This window comes from Streptomyces sp. G5(2025) (genome assembly GCF_049542075.1).
Taxonomy (GTDB): domain Bacteria; phylum Actinomycetota; class Actinomycetes; order Streptomycetales; family Streptomycetaceae; genus Streptomyces.
Genome location: NZ_JBMUZT010000006.1, coordinates 2,916,478 through 2,931,970 on the forward strand (window position 1 = coordinate 2,916,478; position 15,493 = coordinate 2,931,970).

Here is a 15,493-nt window from a genome sequence, read left to right on the forward strand (position 1 = left end):
CGGGGCACGGCCCATCGTACGTGACCAACGCCGATAGGTGCCAGCCTATTCCCCGGAACCTCGCCGCTAGGCGATGCCCTGCCGGCGCCGGGCCGCCGAGACCGCGCGGTTCGTCTCGCGTGTGTCCTGCTTCTCGCGCAGCGCCTGCCGCTTGTCGTACTCCTTCTTGCCCTTGGCCAGCGCGATCTCGACCTTGACGCGGCTGTCCTTGAAGTACAGCGACAGGGGCACGATCGTGTGACCCGTCTCCTGGGACTTCGACTCCAGCTTGTCGATCTCCGCCCGGTGCAGCAGAAGCTTGCGCTTGCGCGTGGCGGAGTGGTTGGTCCAGGTGCCCTGCACGTACTCCGGGACGTGGATGTTGTGCAGCCACGCCTCGCCTCGGTCGATCTGCACGAAGCCGTCCACCAGGGAGGCCCGGCCCAGGCGCAGCGACTTCACCTCGGTGCCCATCAGCACCAGGCCGCACTCGTAGGTGTCCAGGATGGTGTAGTCGTGCCGCGCCTTCTTGTTCTGCGCGACGATCTTGCGGGCTGGGGCCTTCTCATCGGCCTTCGCCGCCTTGCGCTTTACCTTTTCCTTTGCCATAGTCCGGCCATTTTCGCACTACGAGGGGGGTCCGAGGCCAGTCAATACTGTCTCGGCCCTGGCCTCGGCCCCGTCCTCGGCCTCCAGGTCCGGGGTGATGCCCCGCCCGTCCACGGCCCGGCCCGACGGGGTGCGGTAGTGGCCGACGGTCAGCTCGGCGACGGAGCCGTCGGGAAGGCGGCTCGGCATCTGGACGGATCCCTTGCCGAAGGTCCGGGAGCCCACGACGACCGCGCGGCCGCGGTCCTGGAGGGCGCCGGTGAGGAGTTCGGCCGCGCTCATCGTGCCGCCGTCGACCAGCGCGACCACCGGCCGCTCCGTGTCCCCGCCGCGCTCGGCGTGCAGGGCCTTCTGCTCGCCCCGTACGTCGTACGTCGCCACGAGGCCGCCGTCGACCAGCGCGGAGGAGGCCGTGACCGCCTCCGAGACCAGGCCTCCGGAGTTCCCGCGCAGGTCGAGCACGATGCCCGCGCCCTCGGGCGCCTCGCGCACCGCGGAGCGCACGGCCTCTCCGGAGCCCTTGGTGAACGCTGCGACCTTGATCATGACGGCGCCGCCGGACAGCTTGGTGACGGTGACGGAGTCCGTGGACAGGCGCGCCCTGCGCAGCGTCTCGCTCCACGCGCGCGTGGAGCGCTCCAGCCCCAGCCGCACCGGGGTGCCCGCGCGGTCACCGCGGAGCAGGGAGATGACCTCCGTGACGGGGCGGCCGGTGACACGCTTGCCGTCGATGGAGCGCAGCCGGTCGCCCTCGCGGATCCCGGCGCGGTCGGCGGGCCCGTCCTTCTGGACCCGGGAGATTTCTATACGGCCGTCGGCGCCGCGCCGTGCCCACAGCCCGACGCCGGTGTAGGCGCCGTCGAGGGCCTGCTCGAACTCCTTGTACTCGCCGTGGGAGTACACCGATCCCCAGCGGTCCCCGCTGCGGCTGACGGCCTCCTCGGCCGCCTTCTCGGCGGACTTGCCGTCGGCCATGGCCTCGGCGGCGGCCTCGGAGGCCTGCTCGGCGGTGCGGTCGCCGCCGCCCGACGGGGCCACGGCGTCCGAACGCACCGAAGGGGGAGGCGTTTTCCGGCCGCCGTCCGCCGCCTCGCTCCAGGAACCCGTGGCGGCCCCGGTGACGAGCACGCTCGCGAAGACCAACGTCAGGGTCGCCCCGCGGCGTACACGGCGGGGCACGGCGAGCCGATCGGCGAACCGGTCGAGACCTGACATGCCGGTGAGTCTAGGACAACGAAAGGCGCCGTACGGTCCGTTGAACCGTACGGCGCCCTGGAACGCGGAGGGTGCTTGTCACACCTTCAGGTACTTGCGCAACGCGAAGAACGCGGCAAGGGCGGGCATCAGAAGGCCGATCGCGAGCACCAGCGGCAGCTTGGCGAGGACGGCGTCCCAGCCGATGAAGTTGATGAGGTTGATCTTCTCGGAGAGCGCGAGCCCGTGGTCGATCATGAAGTAGCGGCCCACGAGCAGCATTCCGCAGGCGAGGGCGCCGCCGATCAGGCCGGCGACGGCGGCCTCCATGATGAACGGCATCTGGATGTAGAAGCTGGACGCGCCGACCAGCCGCATGATGCCGGTCTCCCGTCTGCGGCTGAACGCCGAGACGCGCACGGTGTTGACGATCAGCATCAGCGCGACGACGAGCATCAGCGCCATTACGGCGATCGCCGCCCAGTTCATGCCGTTGAGGAGTTCGAAGAGGTTCTCCAGGTAGTCCTTCTGGTCCTCGACGGACTGCACTCCGTCACGGCCCGAAAAGGCGGTCGCGACCACCTGGTACTTCTCCGGGTCCTTCAGCTTGACGCGGAACGACTCCTGCATCTGGTCCGGCGTGAGGGAGCTGGAGAGCGGGGAGTCGCCGAACTGCTCCTTGTAGTGCTTGTACGCCTCGTCCGCCGACTCGTGCTGGACGGTGTCCACGACCGGCATCTTCTTCAGATCGCCGAGGATCTGGTCCTTCTGCTCGTTCGTGACGGCGCCCTTGGCGCACTTGGGGTCCTGCTCGGCGTCGGCCTTGTTGCACAGGAAGATCGAGACGTTGACCTTGTCGTACCAGTAGCCCTTCATCGTGCTCACCTGGTCACGCATGAGCAGCGAGCCGCCGAACAGGGCGAGCGAGAGCGCTACGGAGACGACGACCGCGAAGGTCATCGTGAGATTGCGACGGAGGCCGACGCCGATCTCCGACAGGACGAACTGGGCGCGCATGGCGGCCTTTCAGTGGATCAGCTTTCAGTGGATCAGATGGCTCGGAAGGCAGTGGGGGTACGGGGCGTCAGTGCTGGTAGCCGTACACGCCGCGCGACTGGTCGCGCACGAGACGGCCCTTCTCCAGCTCGATGACCCGCTTGCGCATCTGGTCCACGATCTGCTGGTCGTGCGTGGCCATCACGACGGTGGTTCCGGTCCGGTTGATCCGGTCGAGCAGCTTCATGATGCCGACGGAGGTCTGCGGGTCGAGGTTGCCGGTGGGCTCGTCGGCGATGAGGAGCTTCGGACGGTTGACGAACGCGCGCGCGATCGCGACGCGTTGCTGCTCACCACCGGAGAGCTCGCCGGGCATCCGGTCCTCCTTGCCGCCGAGGCCCACCAGGTCGAGGACCTGCGGGACGGACTTGCGGATCTCGCCGCGGGACTTGCCGATGACCTCCTGCGCGAAGGCCACGTTCTCGCCGACGGTCTTGTTGGGCAGGAGGCGGAAGTCCTGGAAGACCGTGCCCAACTGGCGGCGCATGTGCGGCACCTTGAAGTTGGACAGGCGCGCGAGGTCCTTGCCGAGGACGTGCACCTGTCCGTGGCTGGTGCGCTCCTCGCGCAGGACGAGCCGCAGGAAAGTGGACTTTCCGGAGCCGGAGGACCCCACAAGGAAGACGAACTCGCCCTTCTCGATCTCAAGGGAGACGTCCCTCAGAGCGGGGCGGGTCTGCTTGGGGTAGGCCTTGGAGACGTTGTCGAAACGGATCACGGATGCACCACGGGTTGCCGGGGGTAGGTGAGCGTGACCCTACGCGAAGGCGGTACGCGAGCGCAGTCGGCGTCCGGAGTTGCGCGTTTTGTCCGCGGACGTGTCGGAGGTCACGGACGTGTCGGGGCACGGAACGTGCCGGAACGGTCGCGAGAGGGCGGGCCGCGCCGAAATCCGCGGAAGCTGGCACAGTGGTAAGGGGAACGATTGGGTTCCCCGTAGCGTTGGGCAGGCTGAGACTGTGCGGGAGGAGAAGCGCATGACCCTGGATCGGTTGGTATGCGCGAACTGCGCAGCGCCCGTGAGTGAAGGCCGCTGCCCCGTGTGCCGGGCCAATCGCGCGCGCATGCAGCAGGAAGGGCCCTTCGCGGGCCTCAATCCCGCGGCACTGATAGCGCTGCTCGTGGTGTTGATCGCGGCGGTCGCGTTGCTGGCGCACCAGTCCGCGTAGGCGACTACGCAGTAGGGCCCGGAGCTTCGAGAAGCTCCGGGCCCTACTTCGTACAGGCCGCACAGGCCGCACAGGCCGTACATCCGTACCTGCCGTACGGCGTCTGCGTGAGGTACGGCACGTACAGACCGTACGTGCCGTACCTCCGCCTACGCCGTCACGTGCGTCGGCGCCTGGGATCAGGCGGCGGCGCCGCGGTTGCCGACGAGGCGCGGCAGGATGCGGAAGCCGATGCCGCCGGCGATCATCGTGGCGGCGCCGATCACGAGGAAGGTGGTCTCGGCGGCGCCGGTCTCGGCCAGCTCGCCCTTGTCGGCCTTGTCGCCGCCCTTGTCACCGGCCTGCTCGACCGGCGTGGAGCCGGTGTCGGTCAGGCTGTCCTTGGCCTTGCCCTGCTCCACGGGGACGGAGCCGCCGTCGGGGCCGGTGTCGTTGCCGCCACCGCCGTTCCCGCCGCCGTTGCCGTTGTTGCCACCGTTCCCGTTGTTACCGCCGTTCCCGTTGTTGCCGCCGTTGCCGTTGTTGCCGCCGTTCCCGTTGTTACCGCCGTTCCCGTTGTTGCCGCCGTTCCCACCCGGGTCGGTCGGGTCCGAGGTCGGCACGGGCGGGTCCGTGGGCTCCGGCGGGTCCGTCGGCTCCGTGGTGGGCTCCGGCGGGTCCGTCGGCTGCGGGATGGTGGGCGGCGTCTGCGTGGGCTCGGGGATCGTCGTCGGGTCGTCGTTCGGGAGGTCCACGTCGACGTCCACGCCGACGCCGGTCTCGTCCGCGTGGGCGCCCGCGCCCACCCCGCCGAGGTCGACGCCGACATCGAGGGCCGAGGCGGCACCCGCGGCGGTCAGCGAGGCACCGGCGGCGATCACGGCGCCCGCGGCTATCCGCGCGATACGGATGCGCGTCTTCTTGGTCATCAGGCTGCTACCCCCAGTAGCTGAAATGTCGGTGAGGCAGCGTCCGGGGCGGCATTCGCCGGGGGCGATCGATCGGCCCCCACAGGTCCCACGCACCCCGGTAATACGCGTACCGCGCGCTAGCCTTTCCACTTTTCATGGCAGCGTCAAGGTCGTTGCGGGCGCGATGTCCGAAATCGGGGCAGTTGACCGTCGTAGGGAGATGTGACTGTGACGTAAAAGGCAACTGCCGCCTCTTGGGCGGCAGTTGCCTTGTCGATAAAGCCGCTTGGAGCGGGTTTTTACTTCTCCTGCTGCTTGCGCCAGCGAATTCCGGCTTCCAGGAAACCGTCGATCTCGCCGTTGAAGACGGACTCCGGATTGCCGACCTCGAACTCCGTACGGAGGTCCTTGACCATCTGGTACGGGTGCAGGACGTACGAACGCATCTGGTTGCCCCAGGAGTTGCCGCCGTCGCCCTTCAGGGCGTTCATCTTCGCCTGCTCCTCCTGGCGGCGGCGCTCAAGGAGCTTGGCCTGGAGGACGTTCATCGCGGTCGCCTTGTTCTGGATCTGCGAGCGCTCGTTCTGACAGGAGACGACGATGCCGGTCGGCAGGTGGGTCAGCCGGACCGCGGAGTCGGTGGTGTTGACGCCCTGGCCGCCGGGGCCCGATGAGCGGTACACGTCGACGCGCAGCTCGCTCTCGTCGATCTCGATGTGGTCGGTCTGCTCGACCACGGGGAGGATCTCGACGCCGGCGAAGGAGGTCTGGCGGCGGCCCTGGTTGTCGAACGGCGAGATGCGGACCAGGCGGTGGGTGCCCTGCTCCACGGAGAGCGTGCCGTAGGCGTACGGGACGTTGACGGCGAAGGTGGTCGACTTGATGCCGGCCTCTTCCGCGTACGAGGTCTCGTACAGCTCCGTCTTGTAGCCGTGGCGCTCCGCCCAGCGCAGGTACATGCGCTGGAGCTTCTCGGCGAAGTCGGAGGCGTCGACGCCGCCGGCCTCCGCGCGGATGGTGACGAGGGCCTCACGGGCGTCGTACTCCCCGGAGAGGAGCGTACGGACTTCCAGCTCGTCCAGCGCCTTCCTGACGGCGGTCAGCTCGGACTCGGCCTCGGCACGGGTGTCCGAGTCGTCCTCCTCCTCGGCCATCTGGAACAGCACGCTGAGGTCGTCGATACGCCCGCGCAGCGCCTCGGCCTTCCTGACCTCCGCCTGGAGGTGGCTCAGCTTGCTGGTGATCTTCTGTGCCGCCTCCGGGTCGTCCCACAGGGACGGGGCGGCCGCCTGCTCCTCAAGCACGGCGATATCGGCCCTCAGCTTGTCGAGGTCCAGGACGGCCTCGATCGACTCCATGGTCGAGGAGAGGGACTTGAGCTCTTCGGATACATCGACGACTGCCACGACTCCAGCGTAACGGCTGCGGCAACCGTCCCCGCCCGCCGCCGGGCCTCCAGGGCCCCGAGCCCGGAGGTCAGGGGGTCGGAGGGGCGGAGTTCCCGCTGTCCGGAGGCGTGTCCTCGCCCGATGTCGCCGCCCACGTGCCCACGCCCGCCGCCGCGATCAGGACCACGCCCGCCACGCCCAGCGTGATCCGCCGGCGCCGGGCGGAGGCGCGGTGCTTGGCGGAGCCCGGCCTGGCCGCACCGGCGGCGCGGGGCGCGCGGGCCGTGCCGCGGGCGCCGCCTGCCAGCTCGTCGGGGCCCGGGACCCGCATGGAGGTGTGGGTGTCGCGGTTGGAGTCCGCGGACGCCGGGCCCGGCACCAGGGGCACCGCTCCCCGCCGGGGGGCGGCGGCGCGCGGCTCGGGGGCCGGGGCCGTGTCGTCGTACGCCTCCTCGGCCGCGGAGGGCTCCGTGTCCGGTTCGTCGACGTCCAGCGGCGGCATGCCCGCGACCAGCGGCAGCAGCTCCCGCAGGCGCGCGGCCAGCTCGGAGGCGCGCAGCCGGGACGCCGGGGCCTTGGCCAGGCATTGCACGAGCAGCTGCCACAGCTCCTCGGGGATGCCGGGGAGCGGCACCACCGTCTCGGTGACGTGGCGCCGCAGGACCGCGCCCGGGTGCCCGCCGCCGAACGGCGTGAAGCCCGCGAGCAGCTCGTACAGGACCGTGGCGAGGGCGTAGATGTCGACGGCCGCGCGCGGCGGCAGGCCCTCAATGATCTCGGGGGCCAGGTAGTCAGGGGTGCCGATGATCTTCGTGGCGCGGGTGCGCCGCGGGGAGTCGATCAGCTTGGCGACGCCGAAGTCGGTGAGCAGGGCGGGGTGCGCCCCGCCGGGGCCGAGGGGGCCCTGCATGTCCAGCAGGACGTTCTCGGGCTTGACGTCGCGGTGCACGATGCCCGCGGCGTGCGCGGCGGCGAGACCGTCGGCGACGTCCGCGACGATGGCGACGGCGGCCTCGGGCGCCATGCGGCGCTCGCGGTCGAGGCGGGTGCGCAGGTCCGTGCCGCGTACGAGGTCCATGACCAGGGCCAGGTCGTTGCCGTCGACCACCAGATCGTGGACACCCACGACGCGCGGGTGGTCGAGGCTGAGCAGCGCTGTGCGCTCCTGGACGAAGCGGCCGACGAGTTCCTGGTCGGACGCCAGGTCCTCGCGCAACAGCTTGATGGCGACGGGGCCTTCGGGCCCCTCGCCGAGCCACACCGTGCCGGCGCTGCCACGGCCCAGGATCTGGTGGGCGGTGTACCGGCTGCCGATCTTGCGCGTCAAGACTGCTCCTACGGATGCGTGTTGGCGACAAAGCTACGCGGCATTGCCGCCAACCTTCACTCCGGGAGCGGAAATCACCCTGCCGATGTCGACAAATCCATAGAACCGTCCGCGCGCCGGCCGGTCGCGCCAGTGGTCGGCTAGTTGGCGCCGAGCTTTCCGATCCAGCCGCTGACCGTGTCGTACCAGTCCGTCAGCTGCTCCCAGTAGCCCTTGGTCGTGCCGATCCAGTCCTGGAGCGGGCTGAACTCCCACACCAGCCAGCTCGCCACGAAGAGGATGACGAGCGTGAACAGGCAGCCCTTGAGGCAGCCGAGGCCCGGGATCCTCATCGGGTTGGCGCTGCGCTGCCGCGGCTGCCTCGGCTCGCGCGCCGGGCGCGGGGCGGGCTGCTGGGGCGGCGGCGCCTGCGGGGGCGCGGCGTACTGCTGCGGCTGGTGCTGGGGCTGGTGCTGAGGCTGCTGGTACGGCTGCGGCGCGGGGGCCTGCGGCCTGCGCCGGCCGCGCGGCTGCTGCGGCGCGTACTGCTGGGGGCGCGGCTGCGGCTGCTGCGGTTCGGGGCGGGCCACCTGGCGCTGGGGGCGCCGGCGCAGCGGGTCCTGGCTGGGGTCGAGGTACTGGACCTGGGTCTGGTCGTTGCGGTCGCGGGCCGCGCGCATCTGGTTCTGCCAGGGGTGGGGCTCGTTCGGGTCCGCGCCGGGCGTGTTCGGCGGGACCGGCGGCATGACCGCGGTCGGGTCGGCGGCGCCGGTGCTCGGCAGGACGGACGTCGGGTCGGCGTCCCCGGGGCCCTGGCCGGGGCCGCCGGTGTTCCGCATGACGCTGGTCGCCGCGTTCGGGTCGTACGAGCCCGCGGTGTTCGGCAGTACCTGCGTGGGGTCGGCGGCGCCGGGGGCGTCCGGGACGGGGGCCGGGGCCGGGTCGGGCATGAGTAGGGCGCCCACGCCCTCCGCGGCGGTGATCTGCGCCGGGGTGGAGTGCACGCCGATGCCCTCGGCGACGACGCGCAGCCCGCGGGCGAGGTTCTCGGCGCTGGGGCGGCGGTCCGGGTTCTTGTCCAGGCAGCGCTCTATGACCGTCCACAGCGGGTCGGGGACGGTCGAGGGGCGGCGCGGTTCGGCGCTGAGGTGCTGGTGCAGGACCTCCAGGGCCGAGCCCCCGCCGAACGGCGGCCGGCCGGTGACCAGCTCGTACAGCAGGATGCCGGCGCCGTAGATGTCGACGGCGCTGGTCTGCGGGCGGCCCTCGGCGGACTCCGGCGCAACGTACGCGGGCGTGCCGACGAACTCGTGGGTGCGGGTCAGGCCCGGGGAGTCGGCGAGGCGGGCGATGCCGAAGTCGGTGAGCATCGGGTGCATGCCCTGGCCGTCCTGCTTGAGCAGGACGTTCGCCGGCTTCAGGTCGCGGTGCACGACGCCGTCGGCGTGGCTCGCGGCGAGGGCGTCGGCGATCTGGGCGGTCAGCAGGGCCGCCGCGACCGGCGTGAACGGGCCGTTCTCACGGAGGTAGCGGTGCAGGTCGGGGCCGTCGACCAGGTCCATGACCAGGGCGAGGAGGTCGCCCTCGACGACGAGGTCGCGCGTCCTGACGATGTTCTCGTGCGTCAGCCTGAGCAGGACGGACCGCTCCCTGAGGAAGCGCATCACGACGTCCGCGTCGTTGGCGAGCTCTTCCTTGAGGACCTTGATCGCGACCGTCTCGCCGGGCTGGCCGGGAACGGCCGCCTCGGCCCCCGCGGTCTCCCGCTGGCGGGCTCGCCAGACGGTGCCCGTGGCGCCGCGTCCGAGCGGCTCCTCGAGCAGGTACTTGCTGCCTACCGGCCGCACGTCATGCGCTCCCTGCTGGTCTGGCTGGTCCCCGCCGGGCGCTGATCCTGTCTGGTCCTGTCCCGGGGGCTGTCCGAAGGTGTTCCGACCCACTGTAGTGCTGCCGCGGGGGCCACCGGCCGATCGGAATCCGACCGTTCTCTTGTCCGGTCTCTTGTCCGGTTCTCTTGTCCGGTTCTCTTGTCCGGGGGGAAGACGCTCTCCTGTGGCCATTGGTTGCCGGAGCGTCGTCCGCAACGGTCCAAGCAGGCACTTTTCCGAGCAGAGCCGACCAATCAAGATCACGTGCGGGTGGCCGCCGGGCGTGTTGTCGGCGGCAGGTGCGAAGATGCCTCCCGTACTGGCCGACGTGCCCGTGTGCGGTGGGGGGAAACACAGCGCGAGTCCCCGTGCCGGGCGCCCAGCGCAGAAGGGACCGCTGACGGCGATGCAGATCCGGCTGACCGTCCTCGGGCCGCGCAGCGGCCAGACCGAGCAGCAAGGCCACCCCACCGGGATGGCGGGCGCCCATGGCTCGTGTGACGTCCTGGTCACCGCGCCCGCGGGGACCGCGCTCGCCGCCGTCGCCTCCGGCCTCGCCACGGCCGTCGCGGGCAGCGACAGCCCCCTCGTGCTGTACGCGGGCCCGGAGCGCCTGGACGCCCAGCGGTGCACGCTCGGTGAGCCCCCCTTGATCGACGGCGCGGTGCTCTCGGTGGGCGCGCCCGCCGAGCAGGGCCCCGAACCGGCCGGAGCGGCGGCCCAGTTGCACGTGGTGGCGGGCCCCGACGCGGGCGGCGTCCATCTGCTGCACGGCGGCCAGATCCGGGTCGGCCGCTCCGCGGACGCGGACGTTCCGCTGGACGACCCCGACGTCTCCCGGATGCACTGCGCGGTCACCCTCGCGGCGGACGGCCGCGTCACGGTCACGGACCTCGGCTCGACGAACGGCACGTTGGTGGACGGCAGGGAGGTCACCGACCGTCCCGTGCGGCTCTCCCCGGGCTCGCTGCTGCGCATCGGCGAATCGGCGCTCCGCCTGACGGAGGGCGGCCTCGGCACGGCGTCCGGCGCGGCGTCCGGCGCGGCGTCCGGCGCGGCATCCGGCGCGGGCGGCGCTCTTCCGAACGCCCTCGCGACGGCCCCGGACGGCGAGGGCCACGTGCGCGTGCGGACCGCCGAGACGCCTCAGCCGGCCTTCCTGGCGCCGTCCCACCCCGCGCAGGGCCCCGCCCCGCACGCCTACGGCTCGGCGCAGTGGGGAACGGCGGGCGCCCACAACGCTCCGGGGACGCACGCCACGGCGTATGGCACTCCGGACGCCCACGGCAGAACCCCAGGGGCGTACGGCGGCGACCCGGGCACCCTGCCCTCCCAGGGCGGCGCCCCCGACGAGGCCACCCGCGTCGGGACCCCTCTGCGGGGGACGACGGTCCCGCGCGGCCTGCGCAGGCGCGGCGGCCTCTCGGCCTGGGCGCGGCGGCTGACCGGCGGCCGGGACAGCGGCGACGACCAGGGCGCGCACGCCGAGCACGCCGCGCACGGGGGACACGGGGTATACGACGGCGACGCGTACGGCGACGGTTTCGGCGGGTTCGGCACCCCTGAGCCCACCCCGGAGGAGCTGGCCGTGGCCGCCGCCGCGCGGACGCCCGAGTCGTGGCCGGATCCCGCCGCCCTGCTGCTCACCGCGCTCGGCCCGGGGCCACGCCTGTGGGAACGCGGTCCGTACCACCCGGAGTCCCTCGCGGTGCGGCTCGGCACGGTCGACCGGGTGAGCCCCGACGACCGGGGGCCGCTGCCCGCCGTGCCCGTCACCGTGAGCCTGCGCGAGGCGGGCGCGCTCGGCCTCGCCGGGCCCCGGGAGCGGCTGACCGGCCTGGCCAGGGCGGTCGTCGCCCAGCTCGCCGCGCTGCACTCCCCCGACTGCCTGGAGATCGTGCTGATCAGCACGGACCGCGCGCGGACCACGGCGGAGCGCACCGCGGAGTGGGCGTGGCTCGGCTGGCTCCCCCATCTGCGGCCCACGCACGGCCAGGACTGCCGCCTCCTGCTCGCCTACGACCGCGACCAGGCGGCGGCGCGCACGGATGAGCTGATCCGCCGCCTGGACGACCACATCGCAGACATCGCAGCGAGCGCAGCCAGCGCAGACACGGCCGCCGCGGAGCCCGCGTCCCACACCGTCGTCATCGTCGACGGCGACCCCGGTGCGGCCGGGCTGCGCGAGGCCGCCGTCCGGCTCGCCGGTGAGGGCGCGCGGGCCGGTATTCACGTCGTGTGCCTCGCCGAGACCGAGGCCGCCTCGCCCGCGTCGCCCATCCTGGACACGTACGAAGCCGCCTGTTCGGTGTCGCCCCCCTTCCGGGCGTGCGGTGCCGTCGCGCTGCTCAGCGGTGACGTGGCGACCGCGCTGCGGCTGATGCGGACGGCGGGCGGGCGCCCCGCGGGGCACGGCACCGTCGCCGCCCTGGACGCGGTCTCGCGGGCCTGGGCCGAGCGGTTCGCGCGGGCGCTGGCGCCGCTGCGGACGGACGGCACGGCCGGTGAGGGGCACGCGCGCGTGTCCGCGCCGTTGCCCCAAGCAGCAAGGCTGCTGGACGAGTTGGGCCTCGCCCGGGCCACGCCCGCCTCGCTGATGGCGCGGTGGGCGGCGGCCGCCGACGACCCCGAGGCGCTGGGCGGGCGCGCCGTCGCCGTGCTCGGCGCGGGGCCGCGCGGCCCCGTCGTCACGGACCTCGCGGCCGACGGGCCGCATCTGCTCGCCGAGGGCCCCGCGGGCAGCGGGCGCACCGAGCTGCTGCGTTCCCTCGCCGCGTCGCTGGCCGCCGCCGAGCGGCCCGACCGGCTCGGCATCGTGCTCGTCGACGGCCGGGACAGCGGTGGCGGGAGCGCCGGGCGGCAGGGCGCGGGGCTCGGCGTCTGCACGGACCTGCCGCATGTCACGACCCACCTGGTGGCCAACGACCCGGTGCGGATGCGGGAGTTCGCCCAGTCCCTGACCGCCGAGCTGAAGCGGCGGGCCGAGCTGCTCGGCAGACTCGGGTTCGCCGAGTGGCACACGCGGCGGGAGGTCTCGGGACGGATGGTGGCGCAGCGCTCGCCGTCGTCCTCCGGGGCGCCCGGTGGCGGCGCGGGGGCGGCCGTCGGTTCGGGCGGCGCGGGCGGCGCGGGCGGTGCGGGCGGTGCGGCCGCCCAGCCGTCCGACGGTGATCTGGATCCGCCGACGAGTTCCACGATGCGGCTGCGCCCCATGGCGGCGCGGCAGCGGGCCGAGCCCGGGCCTCCGCTGCCCCGGCTCGTGGTGATCGTCGACGACTTCGACGCTCTGCTCTCCCCCGCCCTCGGCTCTCCGGGGCGGCCGGCGGCCGGTTCGGTCGTACGCGCCCTGGAGGCGGTCGCGCGGGACGGCGAGCGGCTCGGCGTACACCTCGTGGCGACGGCGGGGCGCAGTGAGCGGATGCCGGAGACCGAGCTGGGCCAGCGGGCCTCGCTGCGCGTGGTCCTGGACGCGGTGACGGCGGGGCCGGAGGAGCCCGCGCCGGGCCGGGGCGAGCTGCGTTCACCGGACGGCAGGGCCACCCCCTTCCAGGCGGGGCGGGTCACCGGCCGGATCCCCCGGACGGCGACGCTGCGGCCCACGGTCGTGCCGCTGGAGTGGGAGCGGATGGGGGACCCGCCGGCCCGGCGGCCCGTCCGCGAGCTGGGGAACGGCCCCACCGACCTGGCCCTGCTGGCCAGCGCCCTGGAGCGGGCGGCGCGGTCGGTCTCGGCGGACCGGGTGCCGTCGCTTTTGTAGGCGAGGTGTGTGCGGCGGCCCTGGGTGGTCGGGGGGGCCGGAGGGCCGGGGGACGGCTTATGGCGGCGCCGCGGGGTCTGCCATCGTTCGTCGGTCGACTGCAGGCCCGTCGTGGCCGGGCGCGCAGTTCCCCGCGCCCCTGGAGGAGGCGCCCGCCTCCGAAGCGGTGCACCCGGCGCACCGCCCTGCGCCGCGCCCCTGAGGGGCGGGTGTCAGCGGATGTTCGCCCCGTACACCCGCTCCACCTCCAGGGTGATCAGCACGCGCCGCTCCGCGACCATCACCGCGCGGTACTCGTCCCAGTCGGGGTGTTCGCCCGCGGCGTCGCGGTAGTACCGCACGAGGGCCTCGACCTCGGGGCCCTGTGGGTCCGTGCCGGGGCCGGTGAGGGTGACCGTGCCCTCGGCGGTGGCCCAGGCCATGCCGTCGGGGTGGGTGACCTCCAGTGCGGCGCGGGCGTCGCGGCGCAGATTGGTGATCTTGGCGGTGCCCGCGGTGGTCGACACCTGGAGGCGGCCGGTGGCGCGGTCGTACGTCGGCAGGACCGGGGAGAGCTGGGGCCGGCCGTCGGACTTGATCGTGGCGAGGACGCCGAGGCGGCTCTCGGCGAGCAGGGCGTGCGGGTCGAAGGAGCCGTCGGTCGCTTCAGTCATGCCGGGCACAACTCGCCAGCGGGTGGCGCCTATTCCCGCCAGTGGTGTGACATGGCGTGGCAAGGGGTGATGACGGCACGTCACAACGCCATCACGATCCACGGGTTGACACCGCAGGCCATCTTGCCGCCCCTCCCCGCACGGGCGTAGACCAGAGCGCACGGGACATGCCAGGAAGAGAACGGGGCAGTGATGCGCAGCACTCTTCGCAGTACACGCAGGACACCGCGGCACCGGCGTACCACCGCCAGAATCGCCACAGCCGTCGTCGCGGGCGCGCTCGCGCTCACCGTCACCGCGTGCGGCGGCGACAGCGACGACGGGGACAAGAAGGACGAGGGCGGGGGCAAGGGCACCGGCTCCACGGTCCAACTGCCCAAGCTGGACGGCGAGACCGTCTCCGTGTCCGCCGTGTGGGGTGGCTCGGAGCGCAAGGTCTTCCTGAAGGTTCTCGACGAGTTCGAGGAGAGGACGGGCGCCAAGGTCTCCTTCGTCCCCGCGCAGGACCCCATCATCAGCTTCCTGGAGTCGAAGGTGGCGGGCGGGCAGCCGCCGGACGTCGCGATGCTGCCGCAGGTCGGGGCGATCGAGCAGGCCGTGGCGAACAAGTGGGCCAAGCCGGTCGGCCCCGAGGCGCAGAAGCAGCTGGAGAAGAACTACGCCAAGGGGTGGCAGGACCTCGGCGCGGTCGACGGCAAGCGGTACGGCGTGTATTTCAAGGCCGCCAACAAGTCCCTGATCTGGTACAACACGCGGGTCTTCGAGAACGCGGGCGTGAGTGAGCCCAAGACCTGGGACGACTTCATGGAGACGGCCCAGACGGTCTACGACTCCGGGGTGCCGCCGGTATCGGTGGCGGGCGCCGAGGCGTGGACCCTCACCGACTGGTTCGAGAACATCTATCTGTCCCAGGCGGGGCCGCAGAAGTACGACCAGCTCGCCCAGCACAAGATCAAGTGGACGGACCCGTCGGTCAAGGAGGCGCTGACCACGCTCGGTGAGCTGTTCGGGAAGAAGGGCTTCGTCGCGGGCGGCGCGGACGGCGCGCTCCAGACGGAGTTCCCGGCGTCCGTGAAGCAGACCTTCAAGGGCGGCGACCAGCCCGAGGCGGGCATGGTCTTCGAGGGCGACATGGTCTCCCTGCCGATCTCCGAGACCAAGGCCGAGGTCGGCAAGGACGCCAAGGTGTTCCCGTTCCCGGCGGTCGGCGAGGAGTCCCCTGCGGTGGTCGCCGGTGACGCGGCCGTCGCGCTGAAGGACAGCAAGGGCGCGCAGGCGCTGCTGACCTATCTGGCCTCGCCGGACGCCGCGCGGATCTGGGCGGAGGCGGGCGGCTTCATCTCGCCGAACAAGAACCTGGACCTGGCGGCGTACCCCAACGACGTACAGCGCAACATCGCCAAGGCGCTCATCGCGGCGGGCGACGACATCCGCTTCGACATGTCCGACCAGGCCCCGCAGTCCTTCGGCGGCACGCCGGGCAAGGGCGAGTGGAAGGCGCTGCAGGACTTCCTGAAGAACCCGAAGGACGTCGAGGGGACACAGGAGACGCTGGAGACGGCCGCCGCCAAGGCCTACAAGGACTGACGCGGTGGCGTCCGCGAACGCCGGGGGCACCCCGAAG

12 protein-coding genes are annotated in these 15,493 nt (G+C 72.4%); 3 read left to right on the forward strand and 9 right to left on the reverse strand.

The annotated features are described in order from the left end of the window. Positions 1-66 precede the first annotated feature (66 nt). The 4 genes from smpB to ftsE all read right to left on the reverse strand — a co-directional run bounded on the left by smpB (position 67) and on the right by ftsE (position 3,556). On the reverse strand, positions 67-588 hold the full coding sequence (gene smpB / locus ACOBQB_RS24030) for an SsrA-binding protein SmpB (RefSeq protein ID WP_423594195.1): 522 nt from the start codon (positions 586-588) through the stop codon (positions 67-69). A gap of 18 nt (positions 589-606) precedes the next feature. Next, the gene (locus tag ACOBQB_RS24035; RefSeq protein ID WP_423594196.1) at positions 607-1,803 is read right to left on the reverse strand and encodes a S41 family peptidase; all 1,197 of its coding nucleotides are present in this window, start codon (positions 1,801-1,803) and stop codon (positions 607-609) included. 78 nt (positions 1,804-1,881) lie between these two features. Continuing rightward, positions 1,882-2,799 carry a permease-like cell division protein FtsX gene (gene ftsX / locus ACOBQB_RS24040; protein WP_423594197.1) on the reverse strand — a complete coding sequence of 306 codons (918 nt, stop codon included), beginning with the start codon at positions 2,797-2,799 and terminating at the stop codon, positions 1,882-1,884. A gap of 67 nt (positions 2,800-2,866) precedes the next feature. Next, on the reverse strand, positions 2,867-3,556 hold the full coding sequence (ftsE, locus tag ACOBQB_RS24045) for a cell division ATP-binding protein FtsE (protein ID WP_030788113.1): 690 nt from the start codon (positions 3,554-3,556) through the stop codon (positions 2,867-2,869). A gap of 259 nt (positions 3,557-3,815) precedes the next feature. Here ftsE and ACOBQB_RS24050 point away from each other — a divergent pair, with 259 nt between their 5' ends. Continuing rightward, the gene (locus ACOBQB_RS24050; protein ID WP_205035535.1) at positions 3,816-4,007 is read left to right on the forward strand and encodes a hypothetical protein; all 192 of its coding nucleotides are present in this window, start codon (positions 3,816-3,818) and stop codon (positions 4,005-4,007) included. Positions 4,008-4,186: 179 nt separating this feature from the next. On the opposite strand, the gene ACOBQB_RS24055 is transcribed toward ACOBQB_RS24050, so the two are convergent. The 4 genes from ACOBQB_RS24055 to ACOBQB_RS24070 all read right to left on the reverse strand — a co-directional run bounded on the left by ACOBQB_RS24055 (position 4,187) and on the right by ACOBQB_RS24070 (position 9,438). Continuing rightward, positions 4,187-4,915: a hypothetical protein gene (locus ACOBQB_RS24055; protein ID WP_423594198.1), complete on the reverse strand. Its 729-nt coding sequence runs from the start codon at positions 4,913-4,915 to the stop codon at positions 4,187-4,189. Between the two features lie 281 nt (positions 4,916-5,196). Beyond that, complete coding sequence (gene prfB / locus ACOBQB_RS24060; protein WP_423594199.1) at positions 5,197-6,303, reverse strand: peptide chain release factor 2; 1,107 nt, start codon at positions 6,301-6,303, stop codon at positions 5,197-5,199. 70 nt (positions 6,304-6,373) lie between these two features. Further along, a complete protein-coding gene (locus ACOBQB_RS24065; RefSeq protein ID WP_423594200.1) occupies positions 6,374-7,612 on the reverse strand; it encodes a serine/threonine-protein kinase in 1,239 nt (412 codons plus the stop codon). Positions 7,613-7,752: 140 nt separating this feature from the next. Next, positions 7,753-9,438: a serine/threonine-protein kinase gene (locus ACOBQB_RS24070; protein WP_423594201.1), complete on the reverse strand. Its 1,686-nt coding sequence runs from the start codon at positions 9,436-9,438 to the stop codon at positions 7,753-7,755. Positions 9,439-9,865: 427 nt separating this feature from the next. Between ACOBQB_RS24070 and ACOBQB_RS24075 the strand changes: the two genes are divergently transcribed. Beyond that, positions 9,866-13,216, forward strand: a complete 3,351-nt coding sequence (locus tag ACOBQB_RS24075; RefSeq protein ID WP_423594202.1) for an FHA domain-containing protein — start codon at positions 9,866-9,868, stop codon at positions 13,214-13,216. Between the two features lie 212 nt (positions 13,217-13,428). On the opposite strand, the gene ACOBQB_RS24080 is transcribed toward ACOBQB_RS24075, so the two are convergent. Beyond that, a complete protein-coding gene (locus ACOBQB_RS24080) occupies positions 13,429-13,869 on the reverse strand; it encodes a PPOX class F420-dependent oxidoreductase (RefSeq protein WP_423594203.1) in 441 nt (146 codons plus the stop codon). A gap of 192 nt (positions 13,870-14,061) precedes the next feature. Here ACOBQB_RS24080 and ACOBQB_RS24085 point away from each other — a divergent pair, with 192 nt between their 5' ends. Then, on the forward strand, positions 14,062-15,456 hold the full coding sequence (locus tag ACOBQB_RS24085; protein ID WP_423594204.1) for an ABC transporter substrate-binding protein: 1,395 nt from the start codon (positions 14,062-14,064) through the stop codon (positions 15,454-15,456). Positions 15,457-15,493 lie beyond the last annotated feature (37 nt).

Excerpts from the sequence above, each read along its gene's own strand:
- smpB (WP_423594195.1), bottom strand. The coding sequence starts at position 588 with ATGGCAAAGGAAAAGGTAAAGCGCAAGGCGGCGAAGGCCGATGAGAAG.
- ACOBQB_RS24035 (WP_423594196.1), bottom strand. The coding sequence starts at position 1,803 with ATGTCAGGTCTCGACCGGTTCGCCGATCGGCTCGCCGTGCCCCGCCGT.
- ftsX (WP_423594197.1), bottom strand. The coding sequence starts at position 2,799 with ATGCGCGCCCAGTTCGTCCTGTCGGAGATCGGCGTCGGCCTCCGTCGC.
- ACOBQB_RS24050 (WP_205035535.1), top strand. The coding sequence starts at position 3,816 with ATGACCCTGGATCGGTTGGTATGCGCGAACTGCGCAGCGCCCGTGAGT.
- ACOBQB_RS24055 (WP_423594198.1), bottom strand. The coding sequence starts at position 4,915 with ATGACCAAGAAGACGCGCATCCGTATCGCGCGGATAGCCGCGGGCGCC.
- ACOBQB_RS24075 (WP_423594202.1), top strand. The coding sequence starts at position 9,866 with ATGCAGATCCGGCTGACCGTCCTCGGGCCGCGCAGCGGCCAGACCGAG.
- ACOBQB_RS24080 (WP_423594203.1), bottom strand. The coding sequence starts at position 13,869 with ATGACTGAAGCGACCGACGGCTCCTTCGACCCGCACGCCCTGCTCGCC.
- ACOBQB_RS24085 (WP_423594204.1), top strand. The coding sequence starts at position 14,062 with ATGCGCAGCACTCTTCGCAGTACACGCAGGACACCGCGGCACCGGCGT.